Annotated in this window: 14 protein-coding genes; 7 read left to right on the top strand and 7 right to left on the bottom strand. The window is 43.5% G+C overall.

Going from position 1 to position 20,533, the window contains the following annotated elements; translation table 11 throughout:
* Positions 1–29: 29 nt before the first annotated feature.
* Positions 30–626 carry a porin family protein gene (locus tag GVO63_RS18585; RefSeq protein WP_159581883.1) on the bottom strand — a complete coding sequence of 199 codons (597 nt, stop codon included), beginning with the start codon at positions 624–626 and terminating at the stop codon, positions 30–32.
* Positions 627–1,136: 510 nt separating this feature from the next.
* Between GVO63_RS18585 and katG the strand changes: the two genes are divergently transcribed.
* Both katG and GVO63_RS18575 read left to right on the top strand, forming a co-directional pair.
* Positions 1,137–3,437: a catalase/peroxidase HPI gene (katG, locus tag GVO63_RS18580; protein WP_159581881.1), complete on the top strand. Its 2,301-nt coding sequence runs from the start codon at positions 1,137–1,139 to the stop codon at positions 3,435–3,437.
* Between the two features lie 317 nt (positions 3,438–3,754).
* A complete protein-coding gene (locus tag GVO63_RS18575) occupies positions 3,755–4,240 on the top strand; it encodes a hypothetical protein (protein WP_159493576.1) in 486 nt (161 codons plus the stop codon).
* Positions 4,241–4,267: 27 nt separating this feature from the next.
* On the opposite strand, the gene GVO63_RS18570 is transcribed toward GVO63_RS18575, so the two are convergent.
* Positions 4,268–5,593 (bottom strand): mechanosensitive ion channel family protein, encoded by a 1,326-nt coding sequence (locus tag GVO63_RS18570; protein WP_159581879.1) that lies wholly within the window; start codon positions 5,591–5,593, stop codon positions 4,268–4,270.
* 519 nt (positions 5,594–6,112) lie between these two features.
* On the opposite strand from GVO63_RS18570, the gene GVO63_RS18565 reads away from it, so the two are divergent.
* On the top strand, positions 6,113–7,309 hold the full coding sequence (locus tag GVO63_RS18565) for a hypothetical protein (protein WP_159581877.1): 1,197 nt from the start codon (positions 6,113–6,115) through the stop codon (positions 7,307–7,309).
* Entirely contained in the window at positions 7,309–7,728 is a 420-nt protein-coding gene (locus GVO63_RS18560; RefSeq protein WP_159581875.1) for a hypothetical protein, read from the top strand. The genes GVO63_RS18565 and GVO63_RS18560 overlap by 1 nt, the downstream gene beginning before the upstream one ends.
* A 35-nt stretch (positions 7,729–7,763) precedes the next feature.
* Here the strand turns inward: GVO63_RS18560 and GVO63_RS18555 are convergent, their stop codons facing one another.
* Positions 7,764–9,890, bottom strand: a complete 2,127-nt coding sequence (locus tag GVO63_RS18555; RefSeq protein WP_159581873.1) for an EAL domain-containing protein — start codon at positions 9,888–9,890, stop codon at positions 7,764–7,766.
* Between the two features lie 514 nt (positions 9,891–10,404).
* On the opposite strand from GVO63_RS18555, the gene GVO63_RS18550 reads away from it, so the two are divergent.
* The gene (locus GVO63_RS18550; protein WP_159581871.1) at positions 10,405–11,844 is read left to right on the top strand and encodes a DEAD/DEAH box helicase; all 1,440 of its coding nucleotides are present in this window, start codon (positions 10,405–10,407) and stop codon (positions 11,842–11,844) included.
* Positions 11,845–11,933: 89 nt separating this feature from the next.
* Here GVO63_RS18550 and GVO63_RS18545 read toward each other — a convergent pair whose 3' ends face one another.
* From GVO63_RS18545 to GVO63_RS18530, 4 genes are all read right to left on the bottom strand, one after another.
* Entirely contained in the window at positions 11,934–12,770 is an 837-nt protein-coding gene (locus GVO63_RS18545) for a thioredoxin family protein (protein WP_159581869.1), read from the bottom strand.
* Between the two features lie 283 nt (positions 12,771–13,053).
* Entirely contained in the window at positions 13,054–14,655 is a 1,602-nt protein-coding gene (locus GVO63_RS18540; protein ID WP_159581867.1) for an ATP-binding protein, read from the bottom strand.
* Positions 14,655–15,311 (bottom strand): response regulator transcription factor, encoded by a 657-nt coding sequence (locus GVO63_RS18535; protein ID WP_159581865.1) that lies wholly within the window; start codon positions 15,309–15,311, stop codon positions 14,655–14,657. The genes GVO63_RS18540 and GVO63_RS18535 overlap by 1 nt, the downstream gene beginning before the upstream one ends.
* A gap of 197 nt (positions 15,312–15,508) precedes the next feature.
* Positions 15,509–18,031, bottom strand: coding sequence for a S8 family serine peptidase (locus GVO63_RS18530; protein WP_159581863.1), 2,523 nt, complete (start codon positions 18,029–18,031; stop codon positions 15,509–15,511).
* A 467-nt stretch (positions 18,032–18,498) separates the two neighbouring features.
* Between GVO63_RS18530 and GVO63_RS18525 the strand changes: the two genes are divergently transcribed.
* Positions 18,499–19,011, top strand: a complete 513-nt coding sequence (locus tag GVO63_RS18525) for a curlin subunit CsgB (RefSeq protein ID WP_159581861.1) — start codon at positions 18,499–18,501, stop codon at positions 19,009–19,011.
* A 30-nt stretch (positions 19,012–19,041) separates the two neighbouring features.
* Positions 19,042–20,487: a curlin gene (locus GVO63_RS18520; RefSeq protein ID WP_159581859.1), complete on the top strand. Its 1,446-nt coding sequence runs from the start codon at positions 19,042–19,044 to the stop codon at positions 20,485–20,487.
* Positions 20,488–20,533 lie beyond the last annotated feature (46 nt).

Here is a 20,533-nt window from a genome sequence, read left to right as displayed (position 1 = left end):
TTGCTATTAAGTTAATACCACGCCAGAGCTTAAAATCGATACTCGACGCCGATACTGGCTTGTTTTAAATCGGTTTCAAAATCAGTATCGTCTATGTCATCAAATGCCTCATCTGCATCCAATTCAGTATCGTAGACGGTGTACTCAGCATTGACGAGAAAGTTGCTTGTCACTGCATAGCTTAAACCCGCACCAACAAATAGACTTTCATCATCATTATCGCGCGAAATACCAGCAAAGTTATATTCCGTTTCCGACCATAGCTGGCCTGCTTTAGCGTAGAGTGAGAAGCGTTCGGTCAAAGGTAAGATACCTTTGATCGCCGCAGTATAACCATCGGTTTCAGCGCCAGCAATGTCGTTACCGTAGTCGCCAAAGTCAATATAGCCACCTTCAATCGCAATCCACTCATTAAATTTGTAACCTACAAGGCCTTGCCACACGTCTTTATCGTCGTCAAAATCATCTTCGCCTTCTACGCGTAAATAACCGTAATTACCACCCACATAAAACCCACTGTCTTTTGCTTCGATCTGATTAGATTGAGCATGCGCGCCAAATGAAGCCATTGCGCTGATTGATGCCACTGCTGCTAAACCTGTAAGCGTTTTAAATGTGTTTTTCATAAGTTCGTCCTCATTACTTCTATAACAATCCATCGACTTCTTTAGTGAAGTTAATGCGTGATTAATTTCCTCACTATTCTTTTCTTTCAACTGTTGTGCCATGGTAGAAATTGCAAATTGTTGTTCAAACGAACGAAATTTTTTCAAAAAGTGGAATTTTTTGTCCATTTATTAAACGCTTAGGCGTTCAGTATCGCTTTATCGAAAATTAAGTGCGAAAAAATTTCCTACGCTTTGCAATAGATTCACAAATAACATTTTACGTTTTGTGTTAATTAACAACTTTTTTCAGGTACATCTTAAACTTGCATGTGATTACTCTTAACGCATTGATTTAGTAGTTTATTTTCCTTAATTGGTTTTTCTAATCGCCTGAATCCATTTTATCAACTGTAAAAATTCAGCAACTGTGTCTATCTTCTATCAAGCAAATAAGTAAAAAAGATGTTAATGGTTAACGACGCGTTGTGTGCCGTTGCCAGAACAAATCTAACTAAGACGGGAAAAACCATGACTATTACCAGGTTTAAAAAAACCACATTGTCAGCATTAGTTGCGCTTTCATTGAGTGCGACCTGCGCAGTTGCTAATGATCAAATCAGCAAGCCTGCCGGTGCTAAAGGCACAGGCATGGCGAAAGCTTTCCAAGCCAAGACCAATCAATTTTGGTGGCCGGATCAACTCGACCTAGCGCCATTACGAGATCACGATACTCGCTCTAATCCGTTGGGTGACGGCTTCAGCTATGCAAAGGCGTTTTCCAAGCTTGATTTGGACCAAGTGAAAAGCGATATCAATGAACTCCTCACAACATCGCAAGATTGGTGGCCAGCAGATTTCGGTAATTATGGTCCGTTCTTTATCCGACTCTCATGGCACAGTGCGGGTACGTACCGTACTCTGGACGGTCGCGGCGGTGGCGACGGTGGTCAAATGCGTTTTGACCCGCTCAACAGCTGGCCAGATAATGGGAACCTAGATAAAGCTCGCCGCCTACTATGGCCAATCAAACAGAAGTACGGTGAAAGCCTTTCTTGGGGCGACCTAATGATTCTTGCAGGTACTGTAGGAATGGAGAACATGGGCTTCGACACCTATGGATTCGCAGGTGGCCGCACCGACGACTGGGAGCCTGACATGGTGTATTGGGGGCCAGAAGTTGAAATGCTAGCGAGTGACCGTGAAGATCGCGAAGGTAAGCTTCAGCGTCCACTCGGTGCAACACATATGGGGCTGATTTATGTAAACCCTGAGGGCCCAAAAGGTGTGCCTGATCCAATGGGGTCTGCAAAGAACATACGTACAGCCTTCGGCCGCATGGCGATGAACGATGAAGAGACGGTAGCGCTTATTGCTGGTGGTCACACTTTCGGTAAGATGCATGGCGCGCACAAGCCAGCAGACTGTTTAGAAGCTGAGCCGGGTGGTGCAGGTCTTGAAGAGCAGGGCTTAGGCTGGAAAAACAACTGTGGTAAAGGTAATGCGGAAGACACAGTAACCAGCGGCCTAGAAGGTGCGTGGACACAGCTACCCACTAAATGGACAAGCCTGTATCTTCAAAACTTGCTAGGTTTCGAGTGGAAGCAAACGCGCAGCCCTGCAGGTGCTATACAGTGGATCCCCACTGATGAGTCACTGCATACGTCTGTACCCGATGCGCATGTGGAAGGTAAGAAAAACCCGCCGGTAATGACGACGGCTGATCTTGCACTTAAATATGACCCTGAATACCGCAAAATTGCTGAGCGCTTCTTAGCTGACCCGAAAGAATATCAAACTGCTTTTGCTAAAGCATGGTTCAAGCTAACGCACCGCGACATGGGACCAAAGTCGCGTTATTTAGGTAACGATATCCCAGAGGAAAACTTCATCTGGCAAGATCCGGTACCAAAAGCGGACTACAAAGCCATCTCTGACAAAGATGTTAAGAAGCTAAAAGCGGATATTTTAGACAGCGGTTTAACCGTCCAACAGCTCGTTAAAACTGCGTGGGCAGCTGCCTCTAGCTTCCGTGCTTCTGATATGCGTGGTGGTGCTAATGGCGCTCGCATCGCGTTAGAACCTCAAATGAGTTGGGAAGCGAACGAGCCGGAAACTATCAAAGCAGTGATAGCGAAACTCAAGGAACTGCAGGACGAGTATAACTCGCGCATGTTCTCTAAGAAAAAGGTATCGCTAGCGGATTTGATTGTTATTGGTGGTGCTGCGGCTATTGAAAAAGCGGCTGCTGACGCTGGGGTTAATGTTACTGTGCCCGTAGTTCCAGGCCGCACAGACGCGACACAAGAGCAAACAGACGTAAACTCTTTCGCGCTGCTTGAGCCCGCTGCTGATGCATTTAGAAACTACTATAACGCTGAGGCAAGCTATCGCTCGCCAACGGATATGCTGGTTGATAAAGCCGATCAGCTAAACCTAACGGTGCCTGAAATGACGGTTCTATTAGGTGGCTTACGCTCATTAGGAGCGAATGTGGGTGGCTCGACGCACGGTGTCTTCACTGACAACGTAGGAACGCTTAACAACGACTTCTTTGTAACATTACTTGATATGGGCGTTAAGTGGAGAAAAACTGACAACCCATCTGTTTACGAAGGCATTAACAGAAGCTCTGGCGAAGTGATGTATACAGGAACACCTGTTGACCTGGTATTCGGTTCAAACAGTGAGCTACGCGCCGTTGCTGAAGTGTATGCCTACGACAACGCAAAGACGCGTTTTGTCGAAGACTTTGTAGATGCATGGACTAAGGTTATGAGGCTTGACCGTTTTGATTTGCGTCACGACTTAAGCGCAAAGCTAGATAAATAAGCGATAACTCGCGAAACGTTAAAAAGTGAAGGGCGCTGCGTTAAACAGCGCCCTTTTTTTAATGAGGCTAGGAAGCTTGCCAGACCTTCCCGAAGGGCGAGTTTTAAATATTCGTACTCTTTGTTGTGTCACCTAGATGTAGAACCACTATACCTGCGGAAACATGCCGCGATTAAGAACATTTTAAGTCTCGCCGAGTGGGTAATTACCTATGCGGGCTGGTATTGTCTCCCGTTAAAATAGCGAGTTTTCTTCGCAAACTTTGCTCGACTTCGCTACACTGACGTTCATTTTTCGCTTCTACGATCTGTACCGAAATGGCCAGTCTTCAACGTTCTTTAGTTAATTTAGAAATGCTATGTGACGATATTAATGCGCTTTCTACTGACGCACTTAATACCGCGCCTCACATACGTCTTTTATATGAAGTATTGAAAGAACTAAAAAGTGCAGAGGCGCTAATTTCCCACGAAACAGAAGCAAGCTTCCAGAACGCGGTGAAAGGCTCGATATTTGAAAATATTTTTGAGCGAAAACGGATGATAGCAGTTTATATCAAGCTCATCGGGTATGTAGTTACTGCCTGGGAAGCCACTACCAAAGCTAACGCGATCCTCATAGAAAACTTTGACGAAAGCGCAGACAAAAGACTTGAGCTACTTCAAGTAAAGGCCATAAAGGCGAAATCTCAGCTTAAAACAGTGGCGACAGCCATGGGGCAAAGTGATTATGACAAATTCTCTCGAGCACTGGGATTAAAAACGCAAGAGTGGCAGTGGGACACGCTTCGCGCAAGATTTTAACCAAGCGCGAAGGTGAGCCTCTAAGAGTTACGGTGTTGTATTTCTTATGCCAATGCCTTGTTCGTTAATAACGCGAACCTCACGCTGTGGGAATGGAATTTCAATATTATGTTCACGTAACGTTTCAAAAACAGTGAGTAAAAGGTCGCCGCCGACGCGGTTTCTGCCATCGTCTATTCCTTCCATCCAAAATTCCACGAACATATTCACACCTGAATCGCCAAAGCTATCTATCTCGCAGTCAGGCAGCTCTTCGAAAGGTACATCGTCACCACTGATAACCTGTGGATGCTCAGAAACCGCTTCCTTAATAATCTCAACCATGGCACGGATATCAGTTTTATAGGCAACAGAGAAGTCGATGCGATAACGCTGCTTTTGATTTTTATGTGTCCAGTTGATGAGCAAAGAGCTAATGAACTTTTCGTTGGGCACAAGTACATCTTTGCCATCATAAGTTTCGAGCACGGCATAGCGCATTTTAAACTCTCTAACAATGCCTTTTTGCCCATCTTCTAACTCGACATAGTCACCTACTGTCAGTGACTTATCCAGCAAGATGATAATGCCTGAGATGAAGTTCGAAGCGATAGACTGGAGTCCTAAACCAAGGCCCACACCCACTGCGCCACCGAATACGGCTAGTGCAGTTAGGTTAATCCCCATCACATTAAGCAGCAGTAAGAAGACCACGCAGAAAAGCGCAACTTCAAAAAGTTTTGCGAAGACTTCCTTTGTCGAAACATCAAGAGACTTGTGATTTCTGATTATGTCTTGGCCTATCGCGTTTGAGCTCCGTCCTAGCCAAAACAACAAGCCGCCGAATAGCAACACTCGAGTAACGCCATACAGAGATATTTGGACGTTACCAACGGAGATTGCCATAGATTCTAGCGCTGCGGTAATGAGAGGGAGCACACCTATTAAATGCAAGAACAATATGGGCAGACCCACCCAGCGCATACAGGTCGCTATCGTTCTGTTCTCGACAAACCCAGTTATCAGAGAGTTAACAAACAGCATCAGCGCTACGACAACGGCTATTTCCAATAACCACGCGTCGAACTGAAATTGAGCTCCAAGTACAGTAGTTAGCTTCAGCATACTTATCGTGATAAGTGGAAACAGGGCTTCACCGAGGTTGTACAAAAAACCATGCATTGTATGCGCGCCTTGCTGAGGTTTTTCTCGGGTGAATCTAAAGGGCTTCTTAACTTGTCTAGAGAGCAAAAAGGCAATGCAATATATGACGGCGATGGTTATGAGCTGTATAAAAAAGCTATCAGATAACACTGACTCTTTTATTAAAGCCCATTTCTCTTCAAAGTGCTGGCTTAAACTTTCAACATTCATGTTATTTACTTTACGTGTTCACTACATCTTTTCAATTAGATGTAGTTAGAGTGTGGATTAATTGCGCGTTTTAACTGTTATAACAAATATGGTAAAGCTTTTTTTAATCTTCTACCTTATACCGGCATGAATTCTATCTTTGCTAAAATGGCTTTGAGGTTCTATTGAGGTATTTTGTGTTGTTACGCTATGGCACTACTTTATCCCTAATTTTTTTAAGCTTATGATTATATGAATTAAATTTTCATTTCTCCGTGGTTGCAAAAATTAACATTAAAAGGTCAACGTTATTATTTTTGTCGTATAGATAGAATTAAAAATAGCAAAAAGAATATTGATCATGTTTATTGATTGAATGTTAAAGCGGTCGGTAAAAAACCGAATACCGGTATAACGGCTTTTCTGACTAAAGTTGATATTGGTGATTTCGCTGACGCAGACTATTATAGAACCATGTGTGGACTGCGTAATATCGCAGCAGTTAGGAACTTCCATATTGGCTACCAATAAGTTGATACAATGACCATTTTTAAAGTAATGCTAGCCGTGATGGCCGCAGCGAGTGTAATTTTGCCTTCAAGGGCCGTAGCGGAAACTAATAAGCTTGACCTTTCAGGTTTCGCTAGGGTTGTTGGCGGTTTTGTAGACACAGACAAAGCTACATATGAAGGCTACAACGATAAGATTAGCTTCTCTGAAAAATCCTTGTTTGCTGTCCAAGCAGATTATAATTTTTCTTCGACATGGTCTGCTTCAGCTCAGTTTTTACTTCATACCGATGAGGACCGCGAGTCGGGAATCGAATGGTTGTATCTGACTTATACACCAGTTGAAGATATTCAGCTGAACGTTGGTCGTTTGCGCACGCCCTTCCTTAAGTACTCGGACGTCATTGATGTCGGTTTTGCTTACCCGTGGATAAATGCTCCGCAACAGCTCTACAGCAGCTATATGTTTTCCCAATATGAAGGCGCTAATGCTCGCTACAGAGCTAATTTCGAAGGTCTTGTCGTCGACTTTGAAGCTTACGTTGGACAATACAAAGACAGTCTTGTGTCGAGCGGTATTGATGTTGAGGTAGAGCTAGACACGCTATTTGGTGGTGTTATCGAGGTGAATTATGGCGGTCTACAGCTGAGAACCGCAACAATTAACGGCCCCAAGGTTGAGACTACAATCGAAGAAATAGCGCCGTTACTTCAGGGGCTGAGAGCTGCAGGGTTCGAGCAACTTGCGGAAAAATTCGAAATTAACGACAGTGCCAGAGCCTTCTTGCTCGGTGCTAGCTATGATACGTTGAATTGGTACATAAGTAGCGAATGGATGAGGGTCTCGTCTGATATCGACGTGCTGGCGAACTTAGAGAGCTTTTATATTTCTTATGGCTATTATTTTGACGATATACTCTTTCATCTTACTTATGCCTCGTCTAACCAGTCACTTAATACGATAGAAAATACCATCCCACCGGGTATTTCTCCTGAACTTGATCAACTTCGCTTTGGTGTTGATGCACTCAACAGCTTTTTTCCAACCGATGACTTGAATACGTGGACACTAGGCGCTAGATGGGACGTGAAAACAAACCTTGCGCTCAAAGCAGAGCTTTCTTTCTTAGACGGAAAAGAGGGAAAAACGTCTTTCTTTGATGTCGAGGATGAGAGTTTTGATAGAAACGCAATGCTTTACCAATTAGCTTTAGAGTGGGTATTTTGATGTTGAAGTACACGCTAATATTATTGTCTTTACTAAGCTTCTCTCCTGCGTTTGGGGAGGAGAATATCTGGGTGGTGGCAAATGTCTCTGACAGCAGTATAGCCCTTTCCAAGGCCGAAGTAAGAACCCTGTTTATGAACAACAGCACTTCAGATTCGTCGCTATTGCAACCTGTATCCTTGGTGCCAGGGCACAGGGCTCGTTCTATTTTCAACGCAAAAGTCATTGCGCTACCTGAATCGAGAATTCAGTCCTATTGGGCGCAAATGCGCTTTAGCGGTAGAATGGCTGCGCCAAAAGAAATGGATTCACTGCAAGCCATGTTGCAATACATAGGTGAAAATGAAGGCGCGGTAGGGTATGTGCCAGCGGGAACCGAACTACCTTCTCATCTAACCGTGGTTTACGCGAGCCTTTAATTGAAACAGTTACGAGGCGTCGAGCTTTTTTAATGTCATTGTTCAGTAAGACTGCGAGCTAAGATATTCTCGAGTGGAACGGGCTTGCTGTAGAGGTAGCCTTGAAGCGCATGACACCCGTTATATTTTAAGAACGACGCCTGTTCTTGCGTTTCTACGCCTTCAGCACAAACCGAAAAATTTAAGCTCTTCGCCATCTCTATAATGGTTTTGGTGATCAGTTCTGATTGTCGTGATTTTCCGATATCGTTTACAAAGCTTCTGTCGATTTTCAACGTATCTATGTCAAATTTGGTTAGGTAGCTTAATGAAGAGTAGCCCGTACCAAAATCATCTAAGGCTAATTGACAGCCATGCTTTTTGATAACAGAAAAAAAACTGTTGGCTACGTTAAAGTTGTTCATGTACGCCGTTTCGGTAATTTCGAATTCGAGATTTTTCGACGGCAGTTTATCAGTATCCATTTCGCTGATTATGAACTGAGTGAGCTTATTACTATTTAAGTCCATCGGGCTGAGGTTTATTGATATGATGATATGTTGACCGAATGCCTCGATTAAGTGGGGAGCCTCAATGCCGACTCGCTGAATAACCCACATACTGATCAGCGAGACCTTTTCTGTTTGTTCTGCAACAGGAATGAACTCAGCGGGTGACACCACACCGAGAACATCATCGCGCCATCGGAGTAAAACTTCAAAGCCGATAACGTTTTCGTTCGCATCGACTTTTGCTTGATAGCAAAGATAAAAAGCGTCAGTTTCCAGAGCATGCGAGAGTCGGGTAGATATAAGCACTTTACGCTGTGTTTGGGCAAGCATTGCCTCATTAAACCATATATACCTTGCCTTACCCTCGTCTTTGGCTTTATACATCGCTACATCGGCGTTAGTGATGAGGTGAGACAACTCATAATCACACTCGCTCGCAAGAGCAAGCCCTACACTTGCACTAGAATCAAAACGAAATGTATCAAAAACATGTGTACGAGAGACCGCGCCAACAACCCTATCCGCTATATCCTCAAGCACCTGTTTACTGGGCACATTGGGAACGATAACAATAAATTCATCCCCACCTAGACGACCAAGCGTATAGTCCTTATCAATAACGCTCATCATAGCAGTGCTGATGTGTATTAAGAACTTATCACCCACATCGTGGCCAAAAGAATCATTTATTGACTTAAACCCGTCTATATCTACAAAAAGCAGCCCGAGCTCGCTTTTGTTTATGCAAGCTTTCGCTAGATCTCTGGCAAGCAGATGCATTAAAAACTGTCTATTAGGCAAACCAGTCAGAGCATCAAAATTAGCGAGTTTTTCCATCTGCGACTGCTGTTTTTGTAGTAGCGCATTTTTTTCCGCGTTTGCTTCGGATTGAGCCTTGATGTTCGACATCATGTTGTTGAAGGCGCGAGATAAAGAAAGGGTTTCCTCTCTATCTATTTCCTCAACTTTTACATCATAATTTTGGTCTTTAACTACGCTATCCATCGTGTTAATTAGCGTGTTGAGAGGATGAAGCACTTTACGTTGTGCTCTTACCGAGATAAGTAATGCAAGAACAATCAGAAAGGCGACTGAAGGTGTGACAAGCGCAATGTAGCGCTTGCGGCTATCTTTCAACGCATCTTGAAGGTTAAAGATTAAAATAAAACGACCAAGAGGAAATGTAGATTCGCCGATGGTCTTAACTACTACCACTTTGTTTTTAATTTGATGAAGGCCAAGCGCTAGCGAAGTGATTGATGGGTCGATAGTTGACAAGGGAGACTGCGCTTTGGAGACACTTACATCGGATGGAACGCTATTTTGTCCCTCAATGGACGATGCCGCTAAGTTTTTCTCTTTATTTAAACCAGCAGGGCCAATATAAACGTTTAACACGTTTCCATCGTTGTCGAGTATGTAGGCGGTTTCAGCATAGTCATATTCACCAAGTCGCAGTAAAACCTCTGTTTGATAAAAGCTACCTGCGGGTTCGCCCATGTAGTCTATTAAATCAACCGCAATATTTTCACCTATTGCGTTGACTTCGGCCGAGACAAACTCCACATAAAGTTTTTCGTAGACATAAATTGATAACCCAATGATAAGCGAACTTATCACAGCAATTGAGGTAACAGTGTTAAATGAAATTTGTGAACGAAGACTTTTCAAAACGACACTCTAATAATGGTTTCTAGTGACATGAGTGGACATGGAGAGTGTGAATACCTATAAATTAACGACGGCTTCAACGCTATGTGAGTATAGACGTTTTATCCTTTTTTTAGGTGAATTACATCAGCAATTAGTAGTAAAAAAGCAAAATTGAAGAGAAAGTAGTGAAATAAATAGGGAGTAAGTGACTGGAAGTTTGCGAGAAAGCGTTGTCTTAAAATTAAACAGGCACAGTTAAAAAAGAGTGCAATCAATATGAGAGAATATCCCTGTTGAACAAAAAATGCGCTGGTGGTCGAGGCTGATCAATGGTAGACTCCGCGCGCACTTTGTAAGAGTAAAAACATACGGTCTTTTCTTGATTTCAAACACCAATCAGCCAAGTCGGCAATGGCGTATCTCTTTAGGTTTTCCCAGTAATCTATAACCCCCATGGTTAGCAATTAAGCACTAGCGCTTATACCGTTGCGGTATGCACCTTTTTTTAAATACCTATGACAGGAGTGTATCAATGTCATTTACCCATTTAGGGCTCGCTGAACCGTTATTGAAAGCTATTGAAAAGCGTGGGTTTAGCACACCATCACCTATTCAAGAGAAAGCAATTCCAGAAATATTGCAAGGAAAGGATGTGTTGGCAGCCGCGCAAACGGGAACCGGAAAAACGGCCGGCTTTGGTCTTCCTATCTTACAAAGATTAATGTCCGGGCAGCCAGTAACAGGCAATAATATCAGGGCACTTATTTTGACGCCTACCCGAGAGTTAGCGGCTCAGGTCGAAGAAAGCATACAGGCTTTTAGCGAATTTTTGCCGTTGAAAACGGCTGTTGTATTCGGCGGAGTCGGTATCAACCCTCAAATGATGAAGCTTCGTAAAGGGGTTGATGTATTAATTGCTACACCCGGAAGACTATTAGATTTGTATCAGCAAAATGCTGTCAAATTTTCTCAGCTAGAGGTTTTAGTCCTCGACGAAGCTGACAGAATGCTAGACATGGGCTTCATTCACGATATAAAAAGAGTGCTCAAGTTATTACCTAAAGATCGTCAAAGCTTGCTGTTCTCTGCAACCTTTTCAGAAGAGATCACGGCACTGGCGAAAACGATTACACGTGATCCTGTGAGCATTTCTACAACGCCTGCAAATACGACAGTGGATGCAGTAGAACAACATTTGATTACTATAGATAAGTCGAAAAAAACCACCGCGCTGATTTGCCTCATTAAACAGCAGAAATGGGAGCAGGTGTTGGTCTTTAGTCGCACTAAACATGGTGCGAACCGAATTGCGGAAAAGCTTACCCGTTCAAAAATTCCAAGTGCTGCAATTCACGGAAACAAAAGTCAGGGCGCGAGAACGAAAGCGCTCGCTGATTTTAAAAGTGGTGAAATCAAAGTGTTGGTCGCTACCGATATCGCCGCCCGTGGTATCGATATCAGTGAATTACCCATAGTGGTTAACTTAGATTTACCGAATACGGCAGCCGACTACGTACACAGAATTGGGCGCACAGGACGTGCAGGCGCAAGTGGCCAGGCATGGTCGTTTGTGAGCGTCGATGAACTGCAAAACCTTAAAGACATTGAAACCCTCATTCAAAAGTTGCTGCCTAGGGAGACTTTGGAAGGTTTTGAGCCTCAGCAGACGGTACCACCGACTACTTTGTCTAAACCAAAAAAGCCTAAGAAACCAAAGGCTGCAAAAGTTTCTTTAGGCGAAGAAACTAAATCAGGTGAAAAAAGTGTTCGAAGCCGACGTGGTGGGCAAAACCAAAGCACCAAGACTGAAAGCAGCAGTAATCGCTCAAACAAAACCAGCGGAAGAGCAAAGGCGAGCGGTAAGCCACCTAGACGTGGAGGTGCAGGTGGCGAAGGTAGTGGCGCTCATCGTTCATCAAACCGCCGAAATAACAATGCCTCAAGCCAAGGCCGTGTTTCGAGCACGAACTAACGAACTATCACAGCGTATCTGAATTAATGGGACGTTTTACCCTGGTCGAACGTCCCGTAAGCGCAACAGCTTTTTCAAGCGTTGGTCTTTTAGTTTTGCTCCCAAGAGAAAGGATTATAATGCCGAAGCGCTGGTTTCGTATTGACGCCGTCAGTCCCCTTTCTTTCTAGTGTTAATTCAGCGCGTTTGACCAGGGTTTTTTGAAGCTCAGTACGATATTTTTTCGTTTCTTTCCAAAGCGCGTTCAAACCTTCTGGGGTGTTTCCTCTCAGATCTTCAGCAAGTAGTGGCCCTAATTTGTCATAAGCATGTTGAAGCCTCGCTGCTTGCTCTTCATTGTAGGCGACCTCCTCATCGGTTGCTCTCCAATTAACAAACGGCGCTTTTTGCATTTGCGTCATGGCGGGATAGCGAGAGAAATATGCGATGTATTCAGCTAAAGGTATGCTATCCGCATAGCCCCACATATCCATAGACGTTCTGTTTAACAATGCACCTGAACTCGGTTCAACTACCATAACGGTGGGCGTGGCGTAGTATATAGGATAGCCAAACCGCTTGGTAATTTTCCTCCTATCTTCTAGCGTTCCTACGTCAACGAATACAGTTTCGTAGTGCGCGCGTAAAATAAGATCCATTTCTTGTGTTGAAAAGCGATCAGCTAAGCCCGTGCTGTCGTGGCACCATTGTGCACCGAGCACAACGAGTAACAGTTTACCTTGTTCCACAGCGCTTTCTTGAGCATTTACAACATCCTGATAAGGCGTAGAGGAAGGTGTGAAAGCGTAAGGACTAGTGTCTTGCGTGCTAACACATCCGCCAAGTATAGACAGCATGGAAATAAACGATGCCACCATCAATAGAGGTTTAATACTGCGAGCTAAGCGGGTTAAAACCGGGGTGTCGATAAAGCTTGAATAATACATACGGTTGTCAAAATATCTGTGAAATCAATGACAATGTAGCACAAAAAGCAAAAAGAAAAGCGGTAATTAAGCGTAGCAAATTACCGCTTTATCCAAATATCCCTAAGGAACCAAAGGGCCAGCTTCTTATTAAAAACCTATTTTTTGTGGGCGGAGTAATTTAAATTTGAATAAGCATTTTTACTATTCAGACATTGAATTTATGAGGTTTGTTTTGATTGGTTATAGGAAGGGGGCTTAAACACTTAATAGATCTTTTTACAATGCTAATGGTAAGTCCAATTTATAGGTTTGGGACAGTTAGGTAAACTGTGGTGCCAGTAGAAGCGCGCGTGTCGATGCGAATATTGCCTTTTATGAGCTTTGCGCGCTCTTTCATAATTAACAGGCCTAGCGTTGCGGCATGATTGCTGTTTGATAAAGGAGGAATACCTGCTGTTGATGCGCCGAGTAGCTGAGAGGGAATACCGTTTCCATTATCACTCACTCGAAACACCGTCTTCGTTTCAGTATAGTTAATCTCAATAGTAAGGTGAGATGCGTTTGCGTATTTGATGCTATTAGACACCGCTTCTTGGATAACTCTATAAATATGAATTTTCCGTTCGGCGTCAAAAGCAAACGGTGAGCCCTCTACCTTCAATGAGTAGTCGATGTCTGATTTTTTCAGTGTAGATATTATCGCAGAGCCTTGGATTACAGCTTCAATAGAAAGCGTATCTATTCCCGAGGGGCGAAGGCTTCCTAAGCTTTTTTTCATCGCTTGATACAGGGAATCTATTTTAGAGAGCAAAGTGTCTTGGCCGACAATCTGTTTATTGAGTGTTAACTGTAGCTTAAGATCGACAATGCGATGCCCAAAGTCATCGTGTAGATCTCGAGATAGTCGCCTTCTCTCATCTTCTTGTAGGCTAACCAATTTTGAAGACAGAGCTTGAGCTTGGTTAACAGCCAATTCCAGCGCTTTATTTTTATCATTGAGCGCTTTGTTCATATCCAAAGATTGTTTAATGGATGCGCCCAAAATCAAACAGCTTATGCACAGCGCAATAATATAGAACTGGTGTTCAAGAGCGGGAAGATTGCTTTGGCTTGCTACAACAAAAGCGGTGAGACCTATTAATAAACACGATATAGCGCTCCCTAATACGGCATAGCGATATGATAGGAATAACGCGGGAAATACAGCAAGGTATTTTACTTGGTAATTAATATTTATTCCTTGTTGATAGGCATAGACACTAAGTAGTAATAGAAGAAGCCAAGCACCAATAATGACCCATAGCGTGTTTTTTCTCTCATCTTTATTTCCTTCCGATAGTAGTGCAAATAATACAGGGCAGAGAACGATAATGCCGACAAAGTCGCCTAACGAAAAATCAAACAATATAGGTAAAAAAACCGAGATATCAGTTTGGAGTTCGAGCGCTCTTCTACCGAGAAATACTGCACCGAGTAATACACTAACGAACATGCCGAAAGCCAGTGTGGCCAGTGTGCTGTGTACATTGTTCATATAAGGGGCGTTCAGCCGTCGCCTAAATAAATAAACACTAGCGCACAGTAACGTCGGCGATATAACTAAATGGACTATATACCAACCAACGCTACCGCTCAGAAATGCGGCATTGTCGAGTACTCCACCGGGGTGGAATAAAACCAAATGGGTCAGTTTTTCTGCAAAAAACAGCATAGGCCAGCTTTGTAGGGGGAGCAGTAAAAAAGCAGCTAGACGCACGCCAGCAGGTAAGTACCAGCTCACTGTGCCTGATATTATTTCAAACTGTGTACTGACGAGCCATACACTGTGAAAAAAGGCAGTATATGCTAATCCCATGGCTAAAAATTTAGCGTTAACGACATCCTTTAACTTCGTTAAATCCATTAATTTTCTTTGATTAGTACATCGTCATTAATCACATCAGAGACGTCGAGATAGCCTGTTTCAAGGGCAATTCTCAACAATCCAAATTGTGAGGTTACTTCAAGTTTTCTATAAATGTTGGTTCTATGAACCATTACCGTTTTAGGCGCAGTATCAATATGGTAGGCAATTTGTTTTGGTTGAAATCCCTTTGCGAGCAGCAAGAAAATTTCCTTCTCTCTGTCTGTCAGAATTGAGGTCAGACATTTGTCGCCGAAAGCTAACTTTCGGCTTATATCAGAACTCAGGTAATTTTCGTCTTTTTCTAACGAATCCAATGCGTCGATTAATTCTTTGGTAGCGGCGTTCTTTGTGACGTATCCGTCAGCGCCAAGTTCCAAGGCTTTACAGATATAACCCACATGTTCGTACATGCTTAGCATCAAGCATTTTACATACGGTGCCTGCTGTTTGATTTTTACGAGAGTATCAAAGCCGTTTCCGTTCGCCAAGGAGATATCCAAAATTGCAACATCGATTTCTTCAAATGATGCGTAAGAGGGCAGCTCCTCTAAAGCACTTATCGCATAAGAGACATGCCAACCGTACTCTTGCTCAATAAGTGTTTTGATTCCGTCTCTAACTATCTCATGGTCGTCAATGATGAGTAGGTGCATAAAAATATATACTTGAAGTTGATTTACCAAGTGTAAGCCGAATTTGGCTTATGGGGAATAAGCCGATGGCTTAGAAGGCTCTGATTGGACATGATATAAAAAGGCCGGCCTATCCTTGGCCGGCTGTTGCTTAACTTTTCAGATTAATCGTTTATAGAGATAAACACTGATTAGCTGACTAAATTATTAATAAAGCGTTACAGGTTTACTGTTACTGGTGCTGAACAAGCAGAGGTCTCGTCACACACCATGTAGGTATACTCTCCAGGTTGAACACCACGACTCCTATCGCGATAACGCCCAGTGTTGCTTACTTCTTCAAGCAATTCACCATTGCGATAAATCATTACAGTATCGGCCATTGAACCGTTGTAAGATAAATCTACACGCAGTGAACCGAAGCGCGATAACATGGCGCGTTCAATTTCTGCAATAATGTTGCTATCTGAAACTGAAACAGTCTCTGTTGATACGCCAGTTTGCCCCTCTGAATCGGTAACCGTTAGCGTAACGTCATAGGCGCCAGTGCCTGCGTATATGTGCGTAGGGTTCTCTTGTGTAGATGTAGAACCATCTCCAAAGTCCCAGCTATAGCTGACAATGTCGTCATTAACATCGTTACTGTTATTGGTAAAGGTTACCGATAAGCCTGAAGCGTCATACGTAAACGCAGAGTTAGGTGGTGTTGGACCCACTTCACCAATACCGGTAACCACAAGGCTCCACGTGTTTACAGTACCGTCGTCACCGTTGAACGTATCAAGCACGTTCAAGGTCCAATAGCCAGTAGCCACTTCGCCATTAAAGGCATCAGTGTTATAACTTTCAACAATATCATCTATGCTGCCACCTTGGTTTTGACGCAGAACGGTAGTCGCTCCTTGAGGGGAAGTAAGAGATAGGACTAAGTCGCCACTGTAGGTATGGGTAATATCAACCGATACCTGCATACCAAAGACGGTTAACTCATCTGGTACATTAATAACTAAATCTACACCAATGTCATCGGGATCTTCCTCATTAGGAAGGGTTGGGACCGCATCCCCTGTATACGCATATGGGAAGTCATTTAAGCCTTGAGGGTATACGTATAAATTTGCTGATTTAGACTTTTCAATCTCCCCACTTACACCATTTACCGTAAAGCTATATGGGCCCCATGGTGTATCTTCAGACGTTTCTATCGTGAGCGCTACGGTGTCGCCAGGCACTGCAGTACTTGCACTTAAATAAGCAATATCACTTTCCTCAGCAAGAGAAAGTTGTACCTCTTCTTCATAGCCCGCAATAGAGCCGACTTCGATATTAAAGGTATAGGCTTGTCCGGCTTCAATTTCTGCCGAGCCCGGTGTGATACCTAATTTGAACCCTGGTGTTGGGTCGGCCTCTTCGAGAGCGTTAAGTACGTTTAAACGCTTGCCTGAAACCGTGCGTCCATCGGCCCATAAACTCGTTTCACCCGTAGACATTAATAGCTCTTTCATTTCTGACGGTGTAAGTTCTGGATTGAGCGACCATACAAGTGCAGCTGCCCCCGCAACATGCGGTGTTGCCATTGATGTGCCCGAATACGCCGCATAGCCATTGCCCGGTATAGTGGACAAAATAGCCGTACCAGGCGCTGCGATATCGACCGTCTCTATACCATATGAAAAGCCGCTGTCGCCGTCATTTCGTGTGTGACTGGCGACGGCCATTAAACTGTTTGTTGTAGTTACATAGTTAGATGGGTAGTTATCGACATTATCGTTATTTGAGCCAGCGTTACCCGCTGCTGCCACAAACAAAATCCCTGCTTGACCTGCTACTTCAATCGCCGTTTCAAGCGCTTCACTGTAGCCGCCACCACCCCAACTATTGTTAGTCGCTTTGATATTTATGCCGCGGTTTTCTTTTAAATCAGTGAAGTAATCAATGCACTCGATAGCGCCAGCGGTTGAGCCAGTTCCGTCTGCCCCCAGGAATTTACATGCGGCAATAGACACATCGTGGTTTACACCCACTACTCCAATACCGTTTCCGCCAACAGCGCCAATGGTGCCAGCAACGTGCGTGCCGTGAGAGTCGTCGTCCATCGGGTCGGTATCACCGTTTGCAGTATCAATACCGTAAACATCGTCAATATAGCCGTTGCCGTCGTCATCAATGCCGTTACCAGCAATTTCACCTGGGTTAACCCATGCGTTATCTGCGAGGTCTTCGTGATTATAGTCAACGCCGGTATCAATAATGCCAATCACTACATCGCTATCACCTGTTGTGATATCCCATGCCTCCGGAGCATCGATATCTACATCATCGGTGCCGCCCGCTTGACCGGTGTTGTTTAAACCCCATAGGTCACCGTAAGAAGGGTCATTCACCACCAATGCTTTGCGGTACAAAAAGTTTGGTTCGGCAACTTTTACTGCAGGGTTTTTCTTTAAAATTTCTATGGCGTCTTTCACGGATTTGCCACGCAGCTGAAGTTTTGCAATTCGGCCATTTAAAATATTTGAAAAGCGATCGTCTATCTCGTCGCGATTCGCGTCGCTAATGCGAGCTCCTACCGATGAACGCGCCCGCATTTTTTCAAGTTTGCTGACATTTTCTTTATAAACAACGATAACGCTATCGTCGAAAATTTCGGCTTTTGCCGCATGCGCATTGCTAGATGCCATTAGCGGTAAAAGTGCTAACGACAATGCTGAAAGACCTGTTTTGAAAGGCTTTGTTTTCATAGTTAGATTCCATAATTTGCATAAAGCATTAATCACGAAATCTTCTCGTTCGGTCTGATATAACTAACGGTTAAAACTTATAACTCAAATTTGAAAACCTGCCACCCCAAATGTGAAAAATGACTCAAAAATACTACTTAACCACTAGAGAAAAACCGTAGCGTCTTTTCAAACTAGTACTTAATTATTAATGTTTTTGGCCTTTGCGCTTTTTCCTCGAAAGGAGGTTGACGGAATTTTAAAAAAACGAATTCAATTTTCTCGCTACTTGGATTTACCCAACCCTCATTATTTTTTAAAAAAACTAGTACTAAGGTATGACCCAGAAACATCGAATTACAAGCACAGTCAGTGATGCCGAAATTCTATTTGTCATAAATACAACTTTAAGGTGATGGATTCTCATGGCTCAAAGGCGTTTTATAGAAAGGTCACCTTTGTTGTTAATCACGGAAGTAGCAGTTCTCATGGACAAGAAATTAAGGGTTAAAAAACGCCATCTTGCCAAAAACATAGAAGCGATAAAAACCGCTGGTTTTATCGCTGCTGCGGTATGTTTTGTTTTAACCGTTAACCTTCCTGTTAATGCTCAACAGTCCGACTTTTCAACAAACTCCGACATGGTGGAATCTTCTCTTTCAATAAGTCTGAATGCTCAAGCTATTACGATAGACGATGAAACGGTCTTCATTGCTGTCAGTCAGTTTGGGCTGAACAACATAACTAACATTATCCAAAGCGGCAACGGCGCCAATCTGTCTAACGTTGTTCAAAACGGCAGCAATAACGAAGCGATCATCACTCAACTGGGTGAAGGTAACGTCGTGAACTTATTGCAGCAAGATAACAACAATTACTTCGAAATTATTCAAGATGGGTTCGACAATGTTGCCAATGTTAATCAACTAGGTGAGCAGTCTTTTACTGTTTATCAGATAGGGAACGAGATGGTAATTAACATCACACAATATCAAGAATGATGTGATTGCCATAGGGAGACAAACGTGAAAATGAAAAAAACAAAAATAGCGAGTGCATTGCTTTTAGTTGCAGCGACAGGATGGGCATCGGCTCAAGAAATTCCAGCGAGTAAAACCGTAGACTTCAACGCTTCGGCGGATTTCGTCGCCGCAGCAGAAGGGAATGAAATTACGCTAACCCAAACGGCACCAGAGGGAAACGAAGTAGGTAACGAGTCGGTTTTAAGTCAAGAAGGTGATTTAAATGCAATCGTTGTAGAAGTAACGGGTGATGCCAATGAAGTGCTTGCTTCACAAATGCAGTCAGGAAATGCCTTCTTTGCAAGCGTTACTGGCAGCGGCAACTTTTTGGAGTCTGAGCAAGACAGTTTGAACAGCACTGCAGACTTTATAGTTGAAGGCGATGACAATACGGTTTCACTTATTCAATTGGGTGATGGCGGGCCATTTGGCTTTATCTTCAATCGTTCAATTAATAGTATCGTGGGTAGCGGCAATACGTTGTCAGTATATCAAGGTGATGGTGGTAACTGGGCTAATCATGCAATTTCTGGAAACGACAATACGATTTTTGTCGAACAGAGCGGTGAGTGGCATGAGTCCTATGTTCGCGAACTTAGCGGTGATGCTAACGTAATTGACGTTATCCAAGACGGTTACTTCAACATTTCAGACTTGACCGTAATTGGCTCAGAAAACGAAGTTGAAATTGATCAAGATGGCGATCAGAACGTTATCGGTTGGACTCTGGTTGGCGATGGCAACGTGCTTGAGTTTGAACAAGACGGTGACGGTAATGAAATTGCCACTGGTGTATTTGAAGGAGGGGGTAACGAAGTGAACATCGATCAAATCGGTGATGTTAACCTTGCGACGGTTGAGACCATCGGTGGACAAGCGAATGCCTTCGAAATTAACCAAGTTGGCGAGGGAAATACGGCTTATGCAGGGGTGATTGGTTTATTTAACGAGTTTGATTTAACTCAGGTGGGTGATGCCAACGAAATCAGCACGGTAAACTTTGATGGTTGGTTTAACACGGTTGAAATCAAACAAGATGGTGATGCTAACTTGGCGTTAGCACAAGCGGGCATTGGCGATGCAACTTATATCGCAGATGCAAACCTTATTGAAATGTCTCAAGAAGGTAATGAGAACACGGCTTCAGTTGAATTGGCACGCGATATTTCATCGAGCGGTAACGGAATAATGGTTGCACAAACCGGTGAGCTTAACCTGTTAGATTTACTTGTTAATGGTAATGATAATGTTATTAGCGTAATGCAAGAAGGCGTTGGAAACTGGGTGACAGACGATGTAGGTGGTCAGTTTGTTATCTCAGGTGACATGAATACCTTTGAAGTAACGCAAATGGGTAACGACAATTTGGTTACAGGTAGCATAACCGGCAACGGCGGCACGGTAAGTGTTACGCAAGTTGGTGACTACAACGTAGCTACCGTTGTTCAGATGTAAATTAAGAGATGTAAAAGTGAATAGCCGGGCGTTTGCCCGGCTACTT

Source organism: Alteromonas sp. KUL106, assembly GCF_009811415.1.
GTDB lineage: Bacteria > Pseudomonadota > Gammaproteobacteria > Enterobacterales > Alteromonadaceae > Alteromonas.
The sequence above is the reverse complement of the archived record's forward strand: the minus strand, read 5'-3'. Positions and strand labels throughout refer to the sequence as shown.